Source organism: Sinorhizobium sp. FG01 (assembly GCF_002531875.1).
GTDB lineage: Bacteria > Pseudomonadota > Alphaproteobacteria > Rhizobiales > Rhizobiaceae > Sinorhizobium > Sinorhizobium fredii_C.
Genome location: NZ_NWTB01000005.1, coordinates 51,550 through 68,606 on the forward strand (window position 1 = coordinate 51,550; position 17,057 = coordinate 68,606).

General features: G+C 65.3%; 18 protein-coding genes and 1 tRNA gene. 9 read left to right on the forward strand and 10 right to left on the reverse strand.

Features of this window, described 5'->3' with window-relative positions; genetic code table 11:
• Positions 1-43 precede the first annotated feature (43 nt).
• The 4 genes from CO656_RS08330 to nagA all read left to right on the forward strand — a co-directional run bounded on the left by CO656_RS08330 (position 44) and on the right by nagA (position 3,938).
• On the forward strand, positions 44-928 hold the full coding sequence (locus CO656_RS08330) for an N-acetylglucosamine kinase (RefSeq protein WP_037422518.1): 885 nt from the start codon (positions 44-46) through the stop codon (positions 926-928).
• Complete coding sequence (locus CO656_RS08335) at positions 925-1,689, forward strand: GntR family transcriptional regulator (protein ID WP_037422515.1); 765 nt, start codon at positions 925-927, stop codon at positions 1,687-1,689. The genes CO656_RS08330 and CO656_RS08335 overlap by 4 nt, the downstream gene beginning before the upstream one ends.
• Positions 1,690-1,758: 69 nt before the next feature.
• Positions 1,759-2,781 carry an SIS domain-containing protein gene (locus CO656_RS08340; protein WP_097525650.1) on the forward strand — a complete coding sequence of 341 codons (1,023 nt, stop codon included), beginning with the start codon at positions 1,759-1,761 and terminating at the stop codon, positions 2,779-2,781.
• A complete protein-coding gene (gene nagA, locus CO656_RS08345) occupies positions 2,778-3,938 on the forward strand; it encodes an N-acetylglucosamine-6-phosphate deacetylase (protein ID WP_097525435.1) in 1,161 nt (386 codons plus the stop codon). The genes CO656_RS08340 and nagA overlap by 4 nt, the downstream gene beginning before the upstream one ends.
• Before the next feature lie 204 nt (positions 3,939-4,142).
• On the opposite strand, the gene CO656_RS08350 is transcribed toward nagA, so the two are convergent.
• Genes CO656_RS08350 through CO656_RS08360 form a run of 3 tightly spaced genes read right to left on the reverse strand, consistent with a single transcriptional unit; the run spans position 4,143 to position 7,146 of the window.
• A complete protein-coding gene (locus CO656_RS08350) occupies positions 4,143-4,880 on the reverse strand; it encodes a copper homeostasis protein CutC (RefSeq protein WP_097525436.1) in 738 nt (245 codons plus the stop codon).
• On the reverse strand, positions 4,877-5,788 hold the full coding sequence (locus CO656_RS08355; RefSeq protein ID WP_097525437.1) for an ROK family protein: 912 nt from the start codon (positions 5,786-5,788) through the stop codon (positions 4,877-4,879). Before CO656_RS08355 ends, CO656_RS08350 begins: the two co-directional genes overlap by 4 nt.
• The gene (locus CO656_RS08360) at positions 5,785-7,146 is read right to left on the reverse strand and encodes an amidase (RefSeq protein ID WP_097525438.1); all 1,362 of its coding nucleotides are present in this window, start codon (positions 7,144-7,146) and stop codon (positions 5,785-5,787) included. The genes CO656_RS08355 and CO656_RS08360 overlap by 4 nt, the downstream gene beginning before the upstream one ends.
• Positions 7,147-7,342: 196 nt before the next feature.
• On the opposite strand from CO656_RS08360, the gene CO656_RS08365 reads away from it, so the two are divergent.
• Together CO656_RS08365 and CO656_RS08370 are read left to right on the forward strand one after the other, a co-directional pair.
• Positions 7,343-8,086 carry a sulfate transporter family protein gene (locus CO656_RS08365; RefSeq protein WP_037422502.1) on the forward strand — a complete coding sequence of 248 codons (744 nt, stop codon included), beginning with the start codon at positions 7,343-7,345 and terminating at the stop codon, positions 8,084-8,086.
• A gap of 68 nt (positions 8,087-8,154) precedes the next feature.
• Positions 8,155-8,364, forward strand: coding sequence for a SlyX family protein (locus CO656_RS08370; protein ID WP_179864731.1), 210 nt, complete (start codon positions 8,155-8,157; stop codon positions 8,362-8,364).
• Between the two features lie 60 nt (positions 8,365-8,424).
• Here CO656_RS08370 and CO656_RS08375 read toward each other — a convergent pair whose 3' ends face one another.
• From CO656_RS08375 to CO656_RS08385, 3 genes are all read right to left on the reverse strand, one after another.
• Positions 8,425-9,417: a BMP family ABC transporter substrate-binding protein gene (locus CO656_RS08375; protein WP_097525440.1), complete on the reverse strand. Its 993-nt coding sequence runs from the start codon at positions 9,415-9,417 to the stop codon at positions 8,425-8,427.
• A gap of 212 nt (positions 9,418-9,629) precedes the next feature.
• Positions 9,630-10,280 carry a peptide-methionine (S)-S-oxide reductase MsrA gene (gene msrA, locus CO656_RS08380; RefSeq protein ID WP_097525441.1) on the reverse strand — a complete coding sequence of 217 codons (651 nt, stop codon included), beginning with the start codon at positions 10,278-10,280 and terminating at the stop codon, positions 9,630-9,632.
• A gap of 43 nt (positions 10,281-10,323) precedes the next feature.
• On the reverse strand, positions 10,324-10,641 hold the full coding sequence (locus tag CO656_RS08385) for a hypothetical protein (protein WP_097525442.1): 318 nt from the start codon (positions 10,639-10,641) through the stop codon (positions 10,324-10,326).
• Between the two features lie 279 nt (positions 10,642-10,920).
• Here CO656_RS08385 and CO656_RS08390 point away from each other — a divergent pair.
• Positions 10,921-11,010: transfer RNA gene (locus CO656_RS08390), tRNA-Ser, on the forward strand.
• Between the two features lie 108 nt (positions 11,011-11,118).
• Positions 11,119-12,741, forward strand: a complete 1,623-nt coding sequence (locus CO656_RS08395) for an ABC-F family ATP-binding cassette domain-containing protein (RefSeq protein WP_097525443.1) — start codon at positions 11,119-11,121, stop codon at positions 12,739-12,741.
• 37 nt (positions 12,742-12,778) lie between these two features.
• Here CO656_RS08395 and CO656_RS08400 read toward each other — a convergent pair whose 3' ends face one another.
• From CO656_RS08400 to CO656_RS08410, 3 genes are all read right to left on the reverse strand, one after another.
• Positions 12,779-13,495 (reverse strand): SOS response-associated peptidase, encoded by a 717-nt coding sequence (locus CO656_RS08400; protein WP_097525444.1) that lies wholly within the window; start codon positions 13,493-13,495, stop codon positions 12,779-12,781.
• A gap of 70 nt (positions 13,496-13,565) precedes the next feature.
• The gene (locus tag CO656_RS08405) at positions 13,566-14,009 is read right to left on the reverse strand and encodes an SRPBCC family protein (protein WP_037422474.1); all 444 of its coding nucleotides are present in this window, start codon (positions 14,007-14,009) and stop codon (positions 13,566-13,568) included.
• Between the two features lie 28 nt (positions 14,010-14,037).
• Positions 14,038-14,313 carry a BON domain-containing protein gene (locus CO656_RS08410; protein WP_037422472.1) on the reverse strand — a complete coding sequence of 92 codons (276 nt, stop codon included), beginning with the start codon at positions 14,311-14,313 and terminating at the stop codon, positions 14,038-14,040.
• Positions 14,314-14,707: 394 nt separating this feature from the next.
• On the opposite strand from CO656_RS08410, the gene CO656_RS08420 reads away from it, so the two are divergent.
• Positions 14,708-15,652: an AEC family transporter gene (locus tag CO656_RS08420; protein ID WP_097525446.1), complete on the forward strand. Its 945-nt coding sequence runs from the start codon at positions 14,708-14,710 to the stop codon at positions 15,650-15,652.
• Positions 15,653-15,855: 203 nt separating this feature from the next.
• On the opposite strand, the gene CO656_RS08425 is transcribed toward CO656_RS08420, so the two are convergent.
• Entirely contained in the window at positions 15,856-16,947 is a 1,092-nt protein-coding gene (locus CO656_RS08425; RefSeq protein WP_037422467.1) for a branched-chain amino acid aminotransferase, read from the reverse strand.
• Between the last annotated feature and the right edge of the window lie 110 nt (positions 16,948-17,057).

Genomic DNA, 17,057 nt, shown 5'->3' on the forward strand with positions numbered 1-17,057 from the left:
GGTTAATGGTATTTTTTTGGTATGTTAGACGGCGGAGGTGCCAATGACATCCTATCTGATCGGAATCGATGGCGGCGGGACGAGCTGCCGGGCGGCCGTCGCCGGTTCGGACGGTCGTATCCTGGGCCGCGGCAAATCCGGTGCCGCCAATATTCTGAGTGATCCGGAAACGGCGCTGCAGAATATTGCCGATGCCGCCCGCGCGGCATTCGAGGATGCGCGCCTGGACCCCGGCGGCATTATCTCGGCGCGTGCGATTGTCGGCGTCGCGGGGCATAATGTCGGCGATGCCGTCCACTATGTGAAGCGGCGCTTGCCCTTCGCCGCGGCCGATATCGAATCGGATGGACTGATCGCGCTTCAGGGCGCGCTCGGCGACAAGGACGGGGCCGTCGCCATTCTCGGAACCGGGACGATCTATATCGCCCGCCAGGGTGAAGTGGTCAGCTATATCGGCGGCTGGGGCTTTACCATCGGCGATCACGGCAGTGGTGCCCGCATCGGCCATGCCCTGCTGCAGGAGAGCCTGCTTGCCTATGACCGGATCCACGAAGCCTCACCGGTGACCGATTCCGTCCTCTCCGAATTCAACAACGATCCGCGCGACGTCGTCGATTTTGCGCGGCTGGCGAAGCCCGGCGAGTTCGGCCGCTTCGCCCCGCGTGTCTTCGACCATGCCGGGCGCGGCGATCCCGTGGCGACACGCCTGTTGATGGCGGCCGCGACGACCGTGGACGAGGCGCTCGACGCCGTTGTCTCCAGGGGCAGCCGGACGATCTGCCTGCTCGGCGGATTGGCGCCGCTTTACCGGCCCTGGCTGGCCGAACGGCATCAGCCGCTCTTCGTCGAGGCGGAAGCCGACGCGCTGACCGGAGCTGTTGCCCTTGCCGCCGCCCGCTTTGGAACTGGGCCGGAGGCGGTTCTATGAACCAGCAGCTTGCCGCCATCCTGCCGCTCGAAAGCCTCCAGTCGGGCGGTGCCGGCCCGCTTTACCTCAAGCTCCGGCAATCGCTGGAAGAGGCGATCCTGTCGGGCAAGCTCAATCATGGCGATGCGCTGCCCGCCGAGCGCGACCTTGCCGACTACGCCAATGTCAGCCGCGTGACCGTCCGCAAGGCCGTCGACGACCTGGTGCGCGACGGGCTGCTCGTGCGTCGCCACGGCTCCGGCACCTTCGTCGTCCGGCCGGTCTCCCGCGTCGAGCAGTCGCTGTCGCGGCTCACCTCCTTTACCGAGGACATGGCTCGGCGTGGCCTCAACACCCGCGCGGAATGGCTGGAGCGGGGGCTTTTCCATCCGTCACCCGACGAGATGATGACGCTCGGCCTTCCCGCCGATGCGCTGGTTGCCCGCCTCGGGCGGCTGCGCCTTGCCGACGATATGCCGCTTGCCATCGAGCGCGCCTGCGTTTCGGCCGAGTTCGTCCCCGATCCGCTGGCGGTGACCTCGTCGCTGTACGCCGCGCTAGAAAAATCGCATGCCCGGCCGGTGCGGGCGGTGCAGCGCATCTCAGCCTGCAACATCAAGAACCCCGATGCGACTATGCTCGGCGTCGCCGTCGGCGCGGCCGGCTTGTCGATCGAGCGTGTCTCCTATCTTGCTTCGGGACGCGTCGTGGAATTCACCCGCTCGCTCTACCGGGGCGACACCTATGACTTTGTCGCGGAGCTGACGATCCCTGAAAGCTGAGCCGACTTATCGGCGAAAGTGTAAGCGGCTCGCTCTTCGCTCTGAACCTATTCAGGAAAGGACCTGATGATGCAGACCAACATGCGGCGAGAAATCGACGAGATTCCTGAGGCCGTCGCACGATTGCTCGACCGCTCGGCCGCCGCCGTCGCCGCCGCCGGTACCGCACTGCGCGCCAAGGATCCGGCCTTTCTGGTGACGATCGCCCGCGGCTCATCCGATCACGCGGCCCTGTTCCTGAAATATGCGATCGAGCTCACGGCCGGACGCCCGGTTGCCTCGCTCGGGCCCTCGCTTGCCTCGATCTACGGCGCCGAACTGAAGCTCGGCGGTGCGGCGGCGATCGCCATCTCGCAGTCCGGCAAAAGTCCGGATATCGTCGCAATGGCCGAGGCCGCAACGCAGGCCGGTGCCGTCTCGATCGCGCTGACGAACACGCTGCCTTCGCCGATCGCCGACGCCTGCAGCCATCCGCTCGATATTCTCGCCGGCCCCGAACTCGCCGTGGCAGCGACCAAATCCTATGTTAACTCTATTGTCGCGGGCCTCGCCGTTCTCGGCGAATGGAGCGGGGATGCAGGCCTGAAACGCGCCGTCGCCGACCTGCCGAACCAGTTCGCCAAGGCGGTGAAGCTCGACTGGCAGGATTTTGCCGGCGATCTCGGCGAGGCCGAATCGCTCTATGTGCTTGGCCGCGGCCCGGCATTGGCGATCGCCAGCGAAGCGGCGCTGAAGTTCAAGGAGACGTCCGGCATGCATGCCGAAGCCTATTCCGCGGCGGAAGTGCTGCACGGTCCGGTGGCGCTCGTCGGCGCCCGCTTCCCGGTTCTGGTGCTTGCCGCCCGCGACGCCGCCGAGGGCTCGGTCGCCGAGATCGCCGACGGCATGAGCGCCAAGGGAGCGGTGGTGCATGTCACCTCGGCCCGGGCCAAAAAGGCAAAGCGCCTGCCCTTCGCCGAGACCGGCCACCCGCTCACCGACGCACTGGCGCTGATCCTGCCGTTCTACGGCTTCGTCGAAGCCTGGTCGCGCTCTCGCGGCTTGAACCCGGATGCACCGGCGAGCCTGAAGAAGGTAACAGAGACACGATGACTGGCAAAAGGAAGATCACCGGAGCGCGGATTTTCGACGGCATCGACTGGCACGACGGATGCGCGCTTCTCATCGAGGCCGGGCACGTCAAGGGTATCGTCGCGAGCGGCGCCGCTCCCGGCGATGCCGAGACGATCGACGCCCGCGGCCTGCTGCTGGTGCCGGGCTTCATCGACCTGCAGGTGAACGGCGGCGGCGGCGCGCTGCTCAACGAAGTGCCGACCCTCGACGGCATCCGGCAAATCTGTGCGGCGCATGCGAAATTCGGCACGACGGCGCTGCTGCCGACGCTGATCACCGACACGCGCGAGATGCGCACCAAGGCGATCGAGGCCGGCGTCGCGGCCAGGGCCGCGGCGATGCCCGGCTTCCTCGGACTGCATCTGGAGGGCCCGCATCTCTCTGTTGCCCGCAAGGGCGCGCACGATCCGGCGCTGATCCGCCCGATGGAGGATGCCGATCTCGCCGAGATGCTTGCCTGCGTCAACGCGCTCGGCTCATTGATGGTCACCGTCGCCCCGGAGAACACCACGAAGGAACAGGTGCGCGCCCTTGCCGGAGCCGGCATCGTCGTCAGCCTCGGCCACACCGATGTCGGCTTCGATACAGCCTGCGCCTATGCGAAGGCGGGTGCCCGAACCGTCACGCATCTCTTCAACGCCATGAGCGGCCTCGGCCACCGCGAGCCCGGCGTCGTCGGCGCCGCGCTTGCGACCGGCACGCTGCATGCCGGGATGATCGCCGACGGCTTCCATGTCGACCCGGCATCGATGGGCATCGCGCTGCGCGGCAAACGGGGACCGGGGCAGATCTTCCTGGTGACCGACGCCATGTCGCCGATCGGCACCGCCATGACGAGCTTCCAATTGAACGGCCGCGAGATCCTGCGCAAGGATGGGCGCCTGACGCTCGCCGACGGCACCCTTGCCGGCGCCGATATCGACATGCTCTCCTCCGTCCGCTTCGTGCACGAAAAGCTCGGCCTGCCGATCGAGGAAGCGATCCGCATGGCCTCTGCCTACCCTGCCGACGTCATGGGCATCGCCTCACACAAGGGCCGTCTCCTGCCCGGCACCGACGCCGACTTCGTGCTGCTGACGCCGGAGCTCGGCATGAAGTCGACCTGGATTGGGGGAGAGGTAGTCTTTACTGCTTAACGCGTGTCGTCGGGATGCAGCGGGTTCCGTCAATCCACCAGTGGCAGAGTGCCCCTCACCCTAGCCCTCTCCCCGCGCGGGGAGAGGGGACCGGAGGGCGCGGCATGTCCCTTCTCCCCGTTAGAACGGGGAGAAGGTGCCGGCAGGCGGATGAGGGGCGGACGCTAGAGAACGGCCTCTCTTGACCCTTACATTCAATGCGTTTCAGCGTCTCGCCAGGATGGCGTCCAGCCGCGCCTTCATCGCGCTGACTGTCGTCGCATCCGTGTGGCGACGTTCCGGCGGCGCGAAGCCCAGCTCCACTAACCCCTTGTCAGTAGCTGGCTCACGAATAGAGCAGGACGAGTGAACCTCGGCGACGCCAAGCCTCGGCAGGAGCCGATCGATCGTATCGATGGTGACGCCGGATCCTGGCATGATCGAGAGCCGGCCGTCTGACAGTTCCACGAGCTCTGCCAGCGTGTCGACCGCCTCCGGCGCGGTCCTGGCGCCACCCGAGGTCAGGATGCGCTCGAAGCCGAGCGCGACGGCGATCGAGATCGCCTCGGCGAAATCCGGCACCAGATCGAAGGCCCGGTGCAGGGTCAGCCCGAGGCCGGAGGCATGGCGCGTCAGGTCGGCGAGTGTTGGCACGTCGAGCCGCCCGCCCGGCAGCGATGCACCGAGCACGACGCCGGCGAGGCCCGCATTGCGCGCCGCATCGACGTCGCGCCGCATGATGTCGAGTTCGGCGGCGTCGAAGACGAAGTCGCCGGGACGCGGCCGGATCATCACGTAGGCCGGCAACGGTGTGCGGGCCGCGAGCGCCATCAGTCCGGCGCTCGGGGTCAGCCCGCCCACGGCGAGTGCCGAGCAGAGTTCGATGCGGTCGGCGCCGCCCTCGACCGCTGCCGCCAAGCCCCTGGCATCGTCGACGCAAACCTCGAGCAGGATGCCGCTCATCGGCCCAGCCCTCCGAAGCCGAGCAGCGCGGCGCCGATCAGGCCCGGCTCCACCCGGCATTCGCCGCGCACCACCAGCGGCCGGTCGAAGCGACGGAGGATGCGTTGACGTACCGCCTGGTCGATCTCGGCAAGAAGCGCCTCGGAATTGGAGAGGCCGCCGCCGACGGGCACGACCGTCGCGCCGGTGATGTTGACAACGAGCGCCAGAGGCGAACTGACGAGGTCGACGAAAATGGTGATCGTCCGCGCCGCCTCGGCCTCTCCGCTCTGCCAGGCGCCAATGATTTCGTGGCTGGAAAGCGTCCTGCCATGGATCGTCGCGTGCAGACGCTCGAGCCCGCGCGCGCCCCCGATCGTGTCGACGCAGCCGCGTTGGCCGCAGCCGCAGTCGAAGGTGGGAATGGCCATGGGCGGGTGCCCCGCATGGGTCGCGGCGACCGGTCCATGGCCCCATTCACCGGCAAAGCCGCCATCGGCATTGATCAGCCTGCCGTCGACCACCAGGCCGCCGCCGACGCCGGTGCCGAGGATCGCGCCGAAGACGATGCGGTGGCCACGGCCGGCGCCGATCCCCGCTTCCGCGAGCGCGAAGCAGTCGGCGTCATTGGCGATCACCACGGGCAGATGCAGCGCTGCCTCAAGCTCGGCCGCCAGTTCGCGGCCGTCGATGCAGGGTATGTTGGCGCATTTGATCCGCCGCGTTTCAGGGTCGATGACGCCGGTGATCGAGATCGCGACCCGATCGGGAAGGCCGCCCGCCTCGTCGAGCACCGATTCCATCGTTACGACGAAGCGGCGGAAATCGTTGAGCGGCGTCGTTCGGCGGGGCAGCGGGAAGATGCGCTCCGACGAGTGGGTGATCGCGCCCTTGATCGCAGACCCGCCGATATCGAAAGAGACGATCATGCCTCGCTCCGGATCAGCGCCTCGAGCGCCAGCGCGGCGGCAAGGAGCCGGTCGTCCTGGTGGTGCGGTGCAGAGATGAGGAAGCCGACCGGCATGCCGGCGGCGCCGGTGCCGCAGGGAATGGAGATGCCACAGAAGTCGAGGAAATTGCCTATCGACGTGTTGCGCAGCGTCTTCGCGTTCACCTTGAAGAACAGATCGTCGTCGGCAAGCAGCGGGTCGATCGGCGGTGCCACATGCGGCAGCGTCGGATGGGCGATCAGTTCGCCGGGCTTAAGGCTCTCGAGGGTCGCGTGGATCAACCGGTCGCGGGCGTTGAGGAGGGCGATATAGTCGCTGACGGCGATTTTTTCGCCGAGGCGCGTACGGACGACGACGCGCGGGTCCATGCGGGCGGCATCCGGCCCGGCAAGCCGCTCGCGGTGCAGCGCATAGGCTTCGGCGTTCACCAGGGCGCCGTGGCGGGCAGTCAGCTCGAAGATCGCGGCAAAGCTCGGGAAGGCCTGGCGCCGCACCCGGACGCCGGCTGCCTCGAGTCTCTTGATCGCCGCCTCGAAGGCAGCGACCACCTCGGCCTCCGCCTCGTCGAAGACGATCGTCTCCGGGATGACGAGCGAAAGATCGGCAAGCTCGGCGCGGCGGATAACCGGCGCCGTCAGGCCGTGCATGGCCGCATCCGCCCAGACGGCGTCCTGCACGCTGTGGCAGAGGGGTCCCAGCGAATCGAGACTCTGGGCGAGCGGAAAGACGCCCTTCATCACATAGCGTCCGCGCGTCGCCTTGTAGCCGACAATGCCGGTCATTGCCGCCGGAATGCGCACCGAACCGCCGGTGTCGGTGCCGATCGCCAGCGGCACGAGCCCGGCGGCGACCGCCGCGGCCGCGCCGGACGACGAGCCCCCGGGAATGCGGTGCACGTCCGTCGAGGCTGGATTGCGGGGCGTGCCGTAATGCGGATTGATGCCGAGCCCTGAAAAGGCGAACTCGCTCATATTGGTGCGGCCGACGCTCACCATGCCGGCGCTGCCGACCGCGGCGACGACCGCCGCGTCTGAAGAAGCCGGCGCATTGTCCTTGAGCACGACCGAGCCTGCGGCCGTGATGCTGCCGGCAACATCGAAGAGATCCTTCCAGGCGACCGGCAAGCCGTCCAAGAGGCCGCGGGAACGGCCGGCCTTGATCCGCTCGGAGGCCGCGTTCGCCTCGCGCGCCGCGCGGTCTCGCGTCAGCCCGACGAAGATCGACTGGTCCGCATGTCCTTCGATCCGCGTCAGCGTATCCTCTGTGAGCGCGAGGGAATCCAATTGTCCCGACTGTACGAGAACAGCGAGGCTGGCGAGCGTCTTGTGCTGGGTCATGGCTTCCCCCTGGTCGATTCACAGTCCGCCGCAACGGACCTGACTTGCTTCCGCTTTAGAATATCGCCGTCCATGGTGTTTGCCAGCGCCGGCCTGTTGAATCGTAGTGCACCGCGAAGGAGTGCGGCGCAAGTGCCTTGCCGCGGGCGACGCGGCTGCCTACATCGAACCCACTTGTCCTTTATGGAGATCGATCATGATCGTCGACTCGGCGCGGCTCGCCTCCGCCAATCTCTTTGCCGCCGAGACGCGCGCGGTTTTCTGGAAGGTCATCGCGCTCACGCTGCTGGCGCTCGTCGCCCTCTGGTTTGCTATGCGCGAGCTGTTCGTCTGGCTGGCGCTGCCCTGGATCGACGTGCTGATGCCCGGCACGCCCGAATGGGCGGGCTGGATCACGTTCGTCGTCGGCATTTTCGCCAGCCTCGGCCTCGCTCTCGCCTTGGCGCTGCTGCTTGCTCCGGTGACAGCGCTGATCGCCGGCTTCTTTCTCGACGATGTCGCCGAGGTGGTCGAGAAGCGCGATTATCCGGCCGAGCCGCCGGGCACCCCGCTGCCGCTTGCCGAGGCGATGATAAGCTCGGTGAAGTTCCTCGGAGTCGTCATTCTCGGCAACATCGTCGCGCTCTTCCTGCTGCTGGTGCCGGGCATCAATCTCATCGCCTTCTTCCTGGTTAACGGCTATCTGCTCGGCCGCGAATTCTTCGAATTTGCCGCCATGCGCCACCGCTCGCCGGCCGAGGCGCGGCTCTTCCGCGCCAAGCACAGGGCGACGGTGTTCCTTGCCGGCCTCGTGATCGCGGCCTTCCTGGCCGTGCCGTTCATCAACCTGCTGACGCCGCTGTTTGCCGCGGGCATGATGGTGCACCTGCACAAGAGGCTGTCGGCACGCGATCCCGGCTTTTCCGCGGTGAACGCCGTCGCAGCCGGGGCACGGGGCTGACTGCCATGCTTGACGGCGCAGCCAGGTTGGTCAATTTGCCCGTCGATAATAAAGAGATGGAGAAGCGCATGAGCGACATGGAGAGCCGGATCGTTCATTTGGAAGAAACGGTGGCGCATCAGGGAAAAACCATCGAGGAGCTTTCCGACCAGCTTGCCGAGCAATGGAAGGTGGCCGAGCAGATGCGTGCCAAGCTCGACCGGCTGACTGAGCGTTTCCTGACCCTCGAGGAACAGGCGCGCGAGGCGATCCCGGTGACACGGCCGCCGCACTATTGAGACGGGCAGCAAAAAGCCGCCAGCTCTTGCGAACCGGCGGCCTTGCGAATGTCTTGCCGATCAGTACGGGCAGGTCTCGTCCGACATGTAGTCGTGCACCTGTACCTTGCCGGAGATGATATCGGCCTTCACCTTTTCCACCGCATCGAGCATTTCCGGCGTGATCAGCGGCTTGTTGTGCTCGTCGAGCGCGTAGCCGACGCCGTCCTCCTTGAGGCCGAGATTGGAGATGCCGAACTCGAACTTGTCGTCCTTAGCCGCCGTGAAGGCGTCATAGACGGCGACGTCGACTCGCTTCAGCATCGAGGTCAGCACCTTGCCCGGCTGCAGCATGTTCTGGTTGGAGTCGACGCCGATGCCGAGCTTGCCCGCATCCGCCGCCGCCTGAAGCACGCCGACGCCGGTGCCGCCGGCGGCGTGATAGACGACGTCCGCGCCCTGGTCGATCTGCGACTTGGCGATTTCACCGCCCTTGACCGGATCGTTCCAGGCGTCCGGCGTCGTGCCCGTATAGGCTTCGAGCACCTTGACGTCTCCGCCGACAGACTTGGCGCCGCCGACATAGCCGCAGGCGAATTTGTGGATCAGCGGGATATCCATGCCGCCGACGAATCCGACAGTCTTCGACTTGGAGGCGAGCCCGGCGAGCACGCCGACGAGATAGGAGCCTTCCTGTTCCTTGAAGACGATCGATTTGACGTTCGGCTTCTCGACCACCATGTCGATGATGGCGAACTTCGTATCCGGATATTCCGCAGCGATCTTTTCGAGCGATGCGGCCCAGTTGAAGCCGGCCATGACGATCGGGCTATTGCCGTCGCTGGCGAAGCGGCGCAGCGCCTGTTCGCGCTGGGCATCATTGGCGATCTCGAATTCGCGGTATTCGATGCCCGATTCGGCCTTGAACTTTTCTGCGCCGTTGAAGGCCGCTTCGTTGAAGGATTTGTCGAACTTGCCGCCGAGATCGTAGATGAGCGCCGGCTTGACGTCGGCGGCCAGTGCCGTCGCAGACATCATCGAGAAAGCAAAGAGACCGAGAATGGGTTTTTTCATCTTGCAGCCCTGTTGTCGCAATTGGATCTTTTCGGGTTTCCGCGGGCGGCGTGAGCCTTGCCTGCGGAGCCCGCCCCTCTTCTGTTTAAGGCTTGGGTGGGCGCATCCTTGCACGGCTTCTTCAAAAAAACATCCAAAATTTTTCAGATGGTAAAAAAGCCGCCGGCCCGCTTTGGAGCGCTGGCGGCTGGCGCAAGCGGACGGACTTCGCTTCAGCCGAACGGACAGCTGACGCCGGTGCCGCGCAGGCCGCAATAGCCGTCCGGATTCTTGGCGAGATATTGCTGGTGGTAGCCCTCGGCGAAATAGAACGGGCCGGCAATTGCGATTTCCGTGGTGATCTCGCGGTCGTGATTGAAGGCCCTGAGCACCCGCTTGAATGTATTGCGCGCTGCATTCGCTTCGGCAAGCTGTTCCTCGTCGAAGACATAGATGGCCGAGCGGTAGGTGGTGCCGATGTCGTTGCCCTGCCGCATCCCCTGTGTCGGGTCGTGCTCCTCGAAAAAGGTCTTGAGCAGGCGGCGGAGCGACAGTTTTTGCGGATCGTAGACGACCAGCACGACTTCGGCATGGCCGGTCAGCCCCGTCGTCGTCTCCTGATAGGTGGGGTTCGGCGTCAGTCCGCCGGAATAGCCGACGGCCGTCACGTGGACTCCGTGGATCTGCCAGAAGAGCCGCTCGGCGCCCCAGAAGCAACCCATGCCGAAAAGCACCTTCTTCATGCCCTCCGGGTAGGGGCCCTTCAGCGACCGGCCGGAGACGAAGTGCGTCGCAGCCGTCGGAATTTCCTCGGCGCGGCCGGCAAGCGCGGTCTCGGCGTCGGGCAGGATGTTCTTCTTGTTGAACATGTCGATCAGAAACATCTGCGGCTCCTTCCGATGACCGAAAGCGTTGAGCGGCGCGGATTCAGGCCGCAAAGCGCCCGGCGGCCGGCTTCTTCTTGTATCCCGCCATCCACAGGACCAGCGCGACGACGACCATGACGGCGAAGGCCGGCTGCATGAAGATCCAGTGCAGGGCGGTCAGCCAGATGGCCGGCCCCGCATCGGTCCGCTGCAGCGATTGCACCCAGTTGAGCGCATCCGGCCCGAGCAGCCCGATCCCTTCCGCAAGCGGCGTCAGCACTGGCTCGGAGGCGGCCACCGACTGGATCGAATCGATGGTGCCCGCAAGCACCGCGGCCATCAGCGCGACGAAGCTTGCAAAGCGCAGCAAGAGCCGCATTCACCCTCCTTGGCCGGGTTCGCCCCTTAAAGCCTGTCGATCGTTTCCAGCCGCCCCATTCCCGCTCGGCGTGTCTTATGGAAAGAGATAGGCTCGCCGCCGGACGAGCGCAATGGCGGAGCGCGCCACAACATCTCACGCAATGTCAACAATCTGTCAGAAACCAGTTGATCCGCCGCCAATCATCAGTATATATCGCGCCCGTCCGCCGGTTTTGCCGGCAGCACGGTGGAGTTCACTCCCCCATCCAGCCGGAGTGACCAACGGCTGCAGACGGATGGACAGGTGGCCGAGTGGTTGAAGGCGCACGCCTGGAACGCGTGTATACGTGAAAGCGTATCGAGGGTTCGAATCCCTCTCTGTCCGCCATATTTTCCTTTGTGATCCTCGGCGCCTCCGCCCCGCTCGATGTTCGCGTGACAGCGGCACCGACCCGTGGCATAGGGGTGCCCGCAACCCCACCGAGCCGTCCCCCACATGATCCGCATCGAGAATATCAGCAAGTCCAACAGTCACCGCATTCTTTATATCGAAGCCTCCGCCGCCTTGAACCGCGGCGAAAGGATCGGCCTTGTGGGTCCGAACGGGGCGGGGAAGACGACGCTTTTCCGGATGATTACCGGCGAGGAACAGCCCGACGAGGGGCAGGTCTCGGTCGAGAAGGGTGTAACGATCGGCTATTTCGACCAGGATGTCGGCGAGATGGCCGGGCGGTCCGCGGTTGCCGAGGTGATGGAAGGGGCAGGGCCTATCAGCGCCGTGGCGGCGGAGCTGCGTGAGCTCGAGGCGGCCATGTCGGATCCGGAGCGGATGGACGAAATGGACGCGATCATCGAGCGCTACGGGGAAGTGCAGGCGCGCTACGAGGAGCTCGACGGCTATGCGTTGGAGGGGCGTGCCCGCGAGGTCCTTGCCGGCTTGAGCTTCAGCCAGGAGATGATGGACGGCGACGTTTCCAAGCTGTCGGGCGGCTGGAAGATGCGCGTGGCACTCGCCCGCATCCTCTTGATGCGCCCGGACGTCATGCTGCTCGACGAGCCGAGCAACCACCTCGATCTCGAAAGCCTGATCTGGCTGGAAGATTTTCTGAAAAGCTATGACGGCGCCCTGCTGATGACCTCGCACGACCGCGAGTTCATGAACCGGATCGTCACCAGGATCATCGAGATCGACGGCGGCGCTTTGACGAGCTATTCCGGCGACTATGGCTTCTACGAGGAGCAGCGGGCGCTGAACGAGAAGCAGCAGCAGGCCCAGTTCGAGCGCCAGCAGGCCATGCTCGCAAAGGAAATCAAGTTCATCGAACGCTTCAAGGCCCGCGCCTCGCATGCCGCGCAGGTGCAGAGCCGGGTCAAGAAGCTCGAGAAGATCGATCGCGTCGAGCCGCCGCGGCGTCGCCAGACGGTCGCCTTCGATTTCCTGCCGGCGCCGCGTTCCGGCGAAGACGTCGTCAATCTCAGGAACGTCCACAAGGCCTATGGGAGCCGGACGATCTATGGCGGACTCGACTTCATGGTGCGCCGGCGCGAACGCTGGTGCATCATGGGCATCAACGGCGCCGGAAAATCGACGCTGCTGAAGCTCGTCACCGGCTCCGCCCAGCCGGACCAGGGCAGTGTGTCGCTCGGCGCCAGTGTCAAGCTCGGCTATTTCGCCCAGCATGCGATGGATGTGCTCGACGGCGACAGCACCATCCTCCAATGGCTGGAGGAACGCTTTCCCAAGGCCGGTCAGGCGCCGCTCCGGGCGCTGGCCGGCTGTTTCGGCTTTTCCGGCGACGACGTGGAGAAGCGCTGCCGGGTGCTCTCCGGCGGCGAGAAGGCGCGGCTGGTGATGGCGGCAATGCTGTTCGACCCGCCGAACTTCCTCGTCCTCGACGAGCCGACCAACCACCTCGACCTCGATACCAAGGAGATGCTGATCAAGGCGCTCTCGGCCTATGAGGGCACCATGCTGTTCGTCTCGCACGACCGCCGCTTCCTGTCGGCACTGTCCAACCGCGTCCTGGAACTGACGCCGGACGGCATTCATCAATATGGCGGCGGCTATCGGGAATATGTCGAGCGCACCGGCCAGGAGGCGCCGGGCCTGCGCGGGTGAGGTTCGGCTGGCGTCGGGGGGATCGCTGCAGGGCAGCTCACTCCTCTTGCGGCGGCTCGACGGGATCCAGAATGTCCGCCGCATCATATTTCGGCGAGCCGACCTTGCGGTCGATCGGCCACATGGTCATCAGCTCCGCTGGAAACGGCCTCATCAGCTCCGCCGGATCCGCTTCCGGCGAAAGCCAGCGTTCATAGTCTTGTCCGTGCAGGATCACCGGCATGCGGTCGTGGATCTTGGCGATCATCTCGTTTGCCGGACAGGTGATGACGCAGAAGGTGCGGATGTCCTCGTCGGTTTCCGGGTCGCGCCAGGTATCCCAGAGGCCGGCAAGCGCGAAGGGCTCGCCGGATTTCATGGCGGTCGCGTAGGGCTGCTTGTTCTTGCCGGTGCCGTAAATGTCCTTCCACTCGAAGAAGCCGTCGACCGGGATCAGGCAGCGGCGCCGGCGATAGGCGTCTTTGAACAGGCCGACGGTCGAAATACCTTCCGAGCGCGCATTGATCGGCGGCGGCCGGCCCGGCTGCGTTTTCGCAAAGCGCGGGATCAGCCCCCAGCGGGCGCTCGCGAAGCTCGGGCCGAACACGTCGGGGTCGCGTATCACCTCGGTGACGATGATCGGATAGTAAAGCGACGGCGCACCGTTATAACGCGGGAACTGGTTGGCCATCCCCTCGACCGCTTCCCGCTCGGCAAAGGAGAATTCGCGCAACAGACCGTCGAGATTGCTCTTGATATAGACCCGCCCGCACATCGCCTCGCCCTCTCTCAAAGCAAAGGTATCGCGCCGGTCTGCGAGGTCAATGACGATGGCGGCACGCCGTTCAGGGTTCGACGAAGGCCTTGATGTTCTGGGCCTGGATTTCCCATCCCTTCTCGTTGCTGCAGATCACTTCCTCGCGCCGCTCCTGCGGCAGGGAGCCGAAGCCCGATTCGGTGATCGTCAGATGCGTACCCTTTGTCGTCGGTTTGAGGTGGAATTCGACGCGCGTCGAAGGTGCATTCGAAACGTCGGCATTCGGATCCTCTGAATGCGGCCAGCGAAAGGCGAAGAGCTGCGACGGCTCCATTCGCTCTGTCACCGAGGTCCATTTGATGCCCTCGTGGCCGGGATAGGTGATTTCGCCGGTGGTGACCTGACCGACCACGAAGGGCCCGTCGAGCTTGACGCGAAACCATTCGCCGAAGGCCTCGTGATCGGTGAGCGCACGCCACACCCTCTCGACCGGAGCCGCCAGTTCGATGCGCTTTTCGATGCTGTCCTTCATGCTCTGCCCTCCGCGCCCCTTGTGCTGCTCAGCCCGCCGCTTCGCCGGGTCGCGCCGTCAGCCGGTTCTCGACGCTCTGGACGCCGATCACCGAGGCCGCCGCCTCGCCGGCGCAGGCAATGTCCGCTTCGCGCGCCACCGTTCCGGACAGGACAACCATGTTGCCGAGGGCGATCACGTCCATGTCGCTCGTGTCTATGAAAGTCGCGTAGCGGAGGAAGCGCAAGACCTTCTGCGCCAGATCGTCATCGGTCAGATGCGGGTCGTCGTCCTTGTGCGAATAGATCGGATGCTCGCTCGACATTCTTTTGACCCCGTCCTCAAGCGCAACGCTTTGTGACGGCTGAATGTTCCGGGTGTAAATGGTCGCAGCCGGCGGCCTTTTCTTGACGGTGTCGCGCGCCCTAATCCGGTACGGTTGAAGGGAGCATGCACTACAGCGCCGCGCGTCTTATCAGACGCGCAAAGGTCGCTGTAGCACTTTGAATTGCTGCATGGCTTTGTCCTTAAATCGAGGTCGATTTAAGGAGACATGCAGTAGGCCGCTGCCTTGCCTCCACCGTCAAAACGGGTCTATGCGTCGGTCTGTCTGCATGAATCACAAATGCGCGGCTCCGGGCGCGCTCCCCTCCGACCCGCTCTCGGGAACCGATCGCAATCAATCGGTTCAAGCCGAACTGTCGTGATAAGGCTCGCGCATGTCCGAAGTCTTTTTGAATGTGCTCCCGATCTTCGTGCTGATCCTCACCGGCTGGCTGATCGTGAAATTCGGCTATCTGAAGCCGGCCGTTGGCGAGGCGCTGGGCGACTTCGTCTTCCGGGTTGCCGTGCCGGTCCTTCTGTTCCGCACCATCGCCGAGGCGGATTTCAAGGAGGGGTCGCCCTGGCCGCTCTGGGTCGCCTATTTCTCCGGCGTCGCCGTCACCTGGACCATCGGCCATCTGGCCGCGACGCTCGGCTTCGGCCGCGACCAGCGCATGGGCGTGCTGGCCGGCGTCTCCTCGGCCTTTGCCAACACGGTCTTCATCGGCCTGCCCTTGGTGTCCCGGGTGGTGGGGGAGGAGGGGATCGTCGCGCTTTCCATCCTGCTTTCGGTGCATCTGCCGGTGATGATGATCGCCGGGACCGTGATGATGGACCGCGCCGACCAGAAGGTGAGCGGCCGGCCGCGGCAGAGCCTATTCAAGCTTTTAGCCGGGGTGGGCCGCAATCTCGCCCGCAACCCGCTGGTGATCGGGCTTGCCTTAGGAGCGCTCTTCCATCTTCTCGGCCATCCGCTCGGCGGTCCGGCCAAGATCGTGGTCGATCAGCTTGCAGGCGTCGCCGCCCCAGCAGCACTCGTCTCGATCGGCATGGCGCTCGACAAATACGGGCTCGCCGGCAATACCGGCCTCGCCGCCGTCACCAGCACGCTGAAGCTCGTCGTGCTGCCGGGCGCCGTCTTCGCCGCCTGCCATCTCCTGGGCCTGAGCGACAGTTGGACCGCCGCCCTGGTCCTGACGTCTTCCGTGCCGACCGGCGTCAATGCCTGGCTGATCGCCAACCACTTCAATGTCGGCCACGGCCTCGCCTCCTCGACCATCACGCTGACCACCGCCCTCGGCGTCGTGAGCGTTTCGGCCTGGGCCTATCTGTTGATGTAATGTAGGTTTTCGCGCTCGCGCTTGCCGCTCATCCCGCTGCCGCGACCTTCTCCCCGCAGGCTGGGAGAAGGGGTATGCCGCACCGGACGAGCCTACTCCTGCATGCGGCGAGAGGGTTCAAGCCGGCGCGGCATCGTCCCTTCTCCCCGTACAAACGAGAGAAGGTCGCGGCAGCGGGGTGAGGGCTCGGAGCCCCCGTTTCGCTAGAACAGCCGGTCGAGCCAGCCGTGGCGGTCCGGGGCGCGGCCGTTCTGGATGTCGAGCAGCGCGGCCTTCAGCTGGCCGGCCACCGGACCGGCGCCGCCGTCGCCGATCGTGAAGTTGCGGGTGCGGCCCTTCACCTTGCCGATCGGCGTCACCACAGCGGCGGTACCGCAGGCGAAGGCCTCGGCCAGCCGGCCGCTCTCGGCATCCGCCTGCCACTGATCGATCGAATAGGGCTCTTCGCGCACCGTGAGGCCGAGGTCGCGGGCGAGCGTGATCAGCGAATCGCGGGTGATGCCCGGCAGGATCGTGCCGGTGAGCGGCGGCGTCTGCAGCGAGCCGTCCTCGAAGACGAAGAAGACGTTCATGCCGCCGAGCTCCTCGATCCAGCGCTTTTCGACGGCGTCGAGGAAGACCACCTGGTCGCAGCCCTCGCGGGTCGCTTCTGCCTGCGCGGCGAGGCTTGCCGCATAGTTGCCGCCGCATTTCGCCTCACCGGTGCCGCCGGGGGCCGCCCGCGTGTAGTTTTCGGAGGCCCAGAGCGTCACCGCCGGAGCGCCTCCCTTGAAGTAGGAGCCCACCGGCGAGGCGATGACGCAATAGAGGTAGTCGGACGAGGGCTTCACGCCGAGGATCGCCTCCGTGGCGATCATGAACGGCCGGAGATAGAGTGAGGCGCCTTCAGCCGCCGGAATCCAGTCGCGATCCGCCCGCACCAGGGCGCGCACGGATTCGACGAACAGCTCTTCCGGCAAGGGCGCCATGGCCAGGCGATTGGCGGAGTTGGTGAAACGGCGCGCATTGGCGCCCGGGCGGAACAATGTGGCGCCGCCGTCCGGCAGGCGGTAGGCCTTCATGCCTTCGAAGATCTCCTGGGCATAGTGCAGCACCACCGTCGACGGGCTGAGATCGAAAGCCTTCCGCGGCTCGATCCGGGCGTCATGCCAGCCGCGTCCCTCGGAATAGCGGATCGTCGCCATGTGATCGGACAGCACGCGGCCGAAGCCCGGGTTCTTGAGCAGGGCCTCACGCTCGCCCGCTGCCATGGGGTTCGGATGTGTCTCGATGAGGAAAGTTCCGCCGCTGGTCATCTATCGTCCGCTCCTTCGCTCCGAATGCAACCGTCCCGCTCACACGCAGAGGGACCAGGCTCCGATCGGATTGCATTTGGTTACATTGTCAGTTGCACAGATATTAGCAT

What these genes read in the sequence shown, in the direction of transcription:
- CO656_RS08340 (WP_097525650.1), top strand. Translation starts at nt 1,759, where the DNA reads ATGCAGACCAACATGCGGCGAGAAATCGACGAGATTCCTGAGGCCGTC.
- CO656_RS08395 (WP_097525443.1), top strand. Translation starts at nt 11,119, where the DNA reads ATGATCCGCATCGAGAATATCAGCAAGTCCAACAGTCACCGCATTCTT.
- CO656_RS08335 (WP_037422515.1), top strand. Translation starts at nt 925, where the DNA reads ATGAACCAGCAGCTTGCCGCCATCCTGCCGCTCGAAAGCCTCCAGTCG.
- CO656_RS08410 (WP_037422472.1), bottom strand. Translation starts at nt 14,313, where the DNA reads ATGTCGAGCGAGCATCCGATCTATTCGCACAAGGACGACGACCCGCAT.
- CO656_RS08375 (WP_097525440.1), bottom strand. Translation starts at nt 9,417, where the DNA reads ATGAAAAAACCCATTCTCGGTCTCTTTGCTTTCTCGATGATGTCTGCG.
- CO656_RS08365 (WP_037422502.1), top strand. Translation starts at nt 7,343, where the DNA reads ATGATCGTCGACTCGGCGCGGCTCGCCTCCGCCAATCTCTTTGCCGCC.
- CO656_RS08360 (WP_097525438.1), bottom strand. Translation starts at nt 7,146, where the DNA reads ATGACCCAGCACAAGACGCTCGCCAGCCTCGCTGTTCTCGTACAGTCG.
- nagA (WP_097525435.1), top strand. Translation starts at nt 2,778, where the DNA reads ATGACTGGCAAAAGGAAGATCACCGGAGCGCGGATTTTCGACGGCATC.
- CO656_RS08400 (WP_097525444.1), bottom strand. Translation starts at nt 13,495, where the DNA reads ATGTGCGGGCGGGTCTATATCAAGAGCAATCTCGACGGTCTGTTGCGC.
- CO656_RS08425 (WP_037422467.1), bottom strand. Translation starts at nt 16,947, where the DNA reads ATGACCAGCGGCGGAACTTTCCTCATCGAGACACATCCGAACCCCATG.
- msrA (WP_097525441.1), bottom strand. Translation starts at nt 10,280, where the DNA reads ATGTTTCTGATCGACATGTTCAACAAGAAGAACATCCTGCCCGACGCC.
- CO656_RS08350 (WP_097525436.1), bottom strand. Translation starts at nt 4,880, where the DNA reads ATGAGCGGCATCCTGCTCGAGGTTTGCGTCGACGATGCCAGGGGCTTG.
- CO656_RS08405 (WP_037422474.1), bottom strand. Translation starts at nt 14,009, where the DNA reads ATGAAGGACAGCATCGAAAAGCGCATCGAACTGGCGGCTCCGGTCGAG.
- CO656_RS08330 (WP_037422518.1), top strand. Translation starts at nt 44, where the DNA reads ATGACATCCTATCTGATCGGAATCGATGGCGGCGGGACGAGCTGCCGG.
- CO656_RS08355 (WP_097525437.1), bottom strand. Translation starts at nt 5,788, where the DNA reads ATGATCGTCTCTTTCGATATCGGCGGGTCTGCGATCAAGGGCGCGATC.
- CO656_RS08370 (WP_179864731.1), top strand. Translation starts at nt 8,155, where the DNA reads ATGAGCGACATGGAGAGCCGGATCGTTCATTTGGAAGAAACGGTGGCG.
- CO656_RS08385 (WP_097525442.1), bottom strand. Translation starts at nt 10,641, where the DNA reads ATGCGGCTCTTGCTGCGCTTTGCAAGCTTCGTCGCGCTGATGGCCGCG.
- CO656_RS08420 (WP_097525446.1), top strand. Translation starts at nt 14,708, where the DNA reads ATGTCCGAAGTCTTTTTGAATGTGCTCCCGATCTTCGTGCTGATCCTC.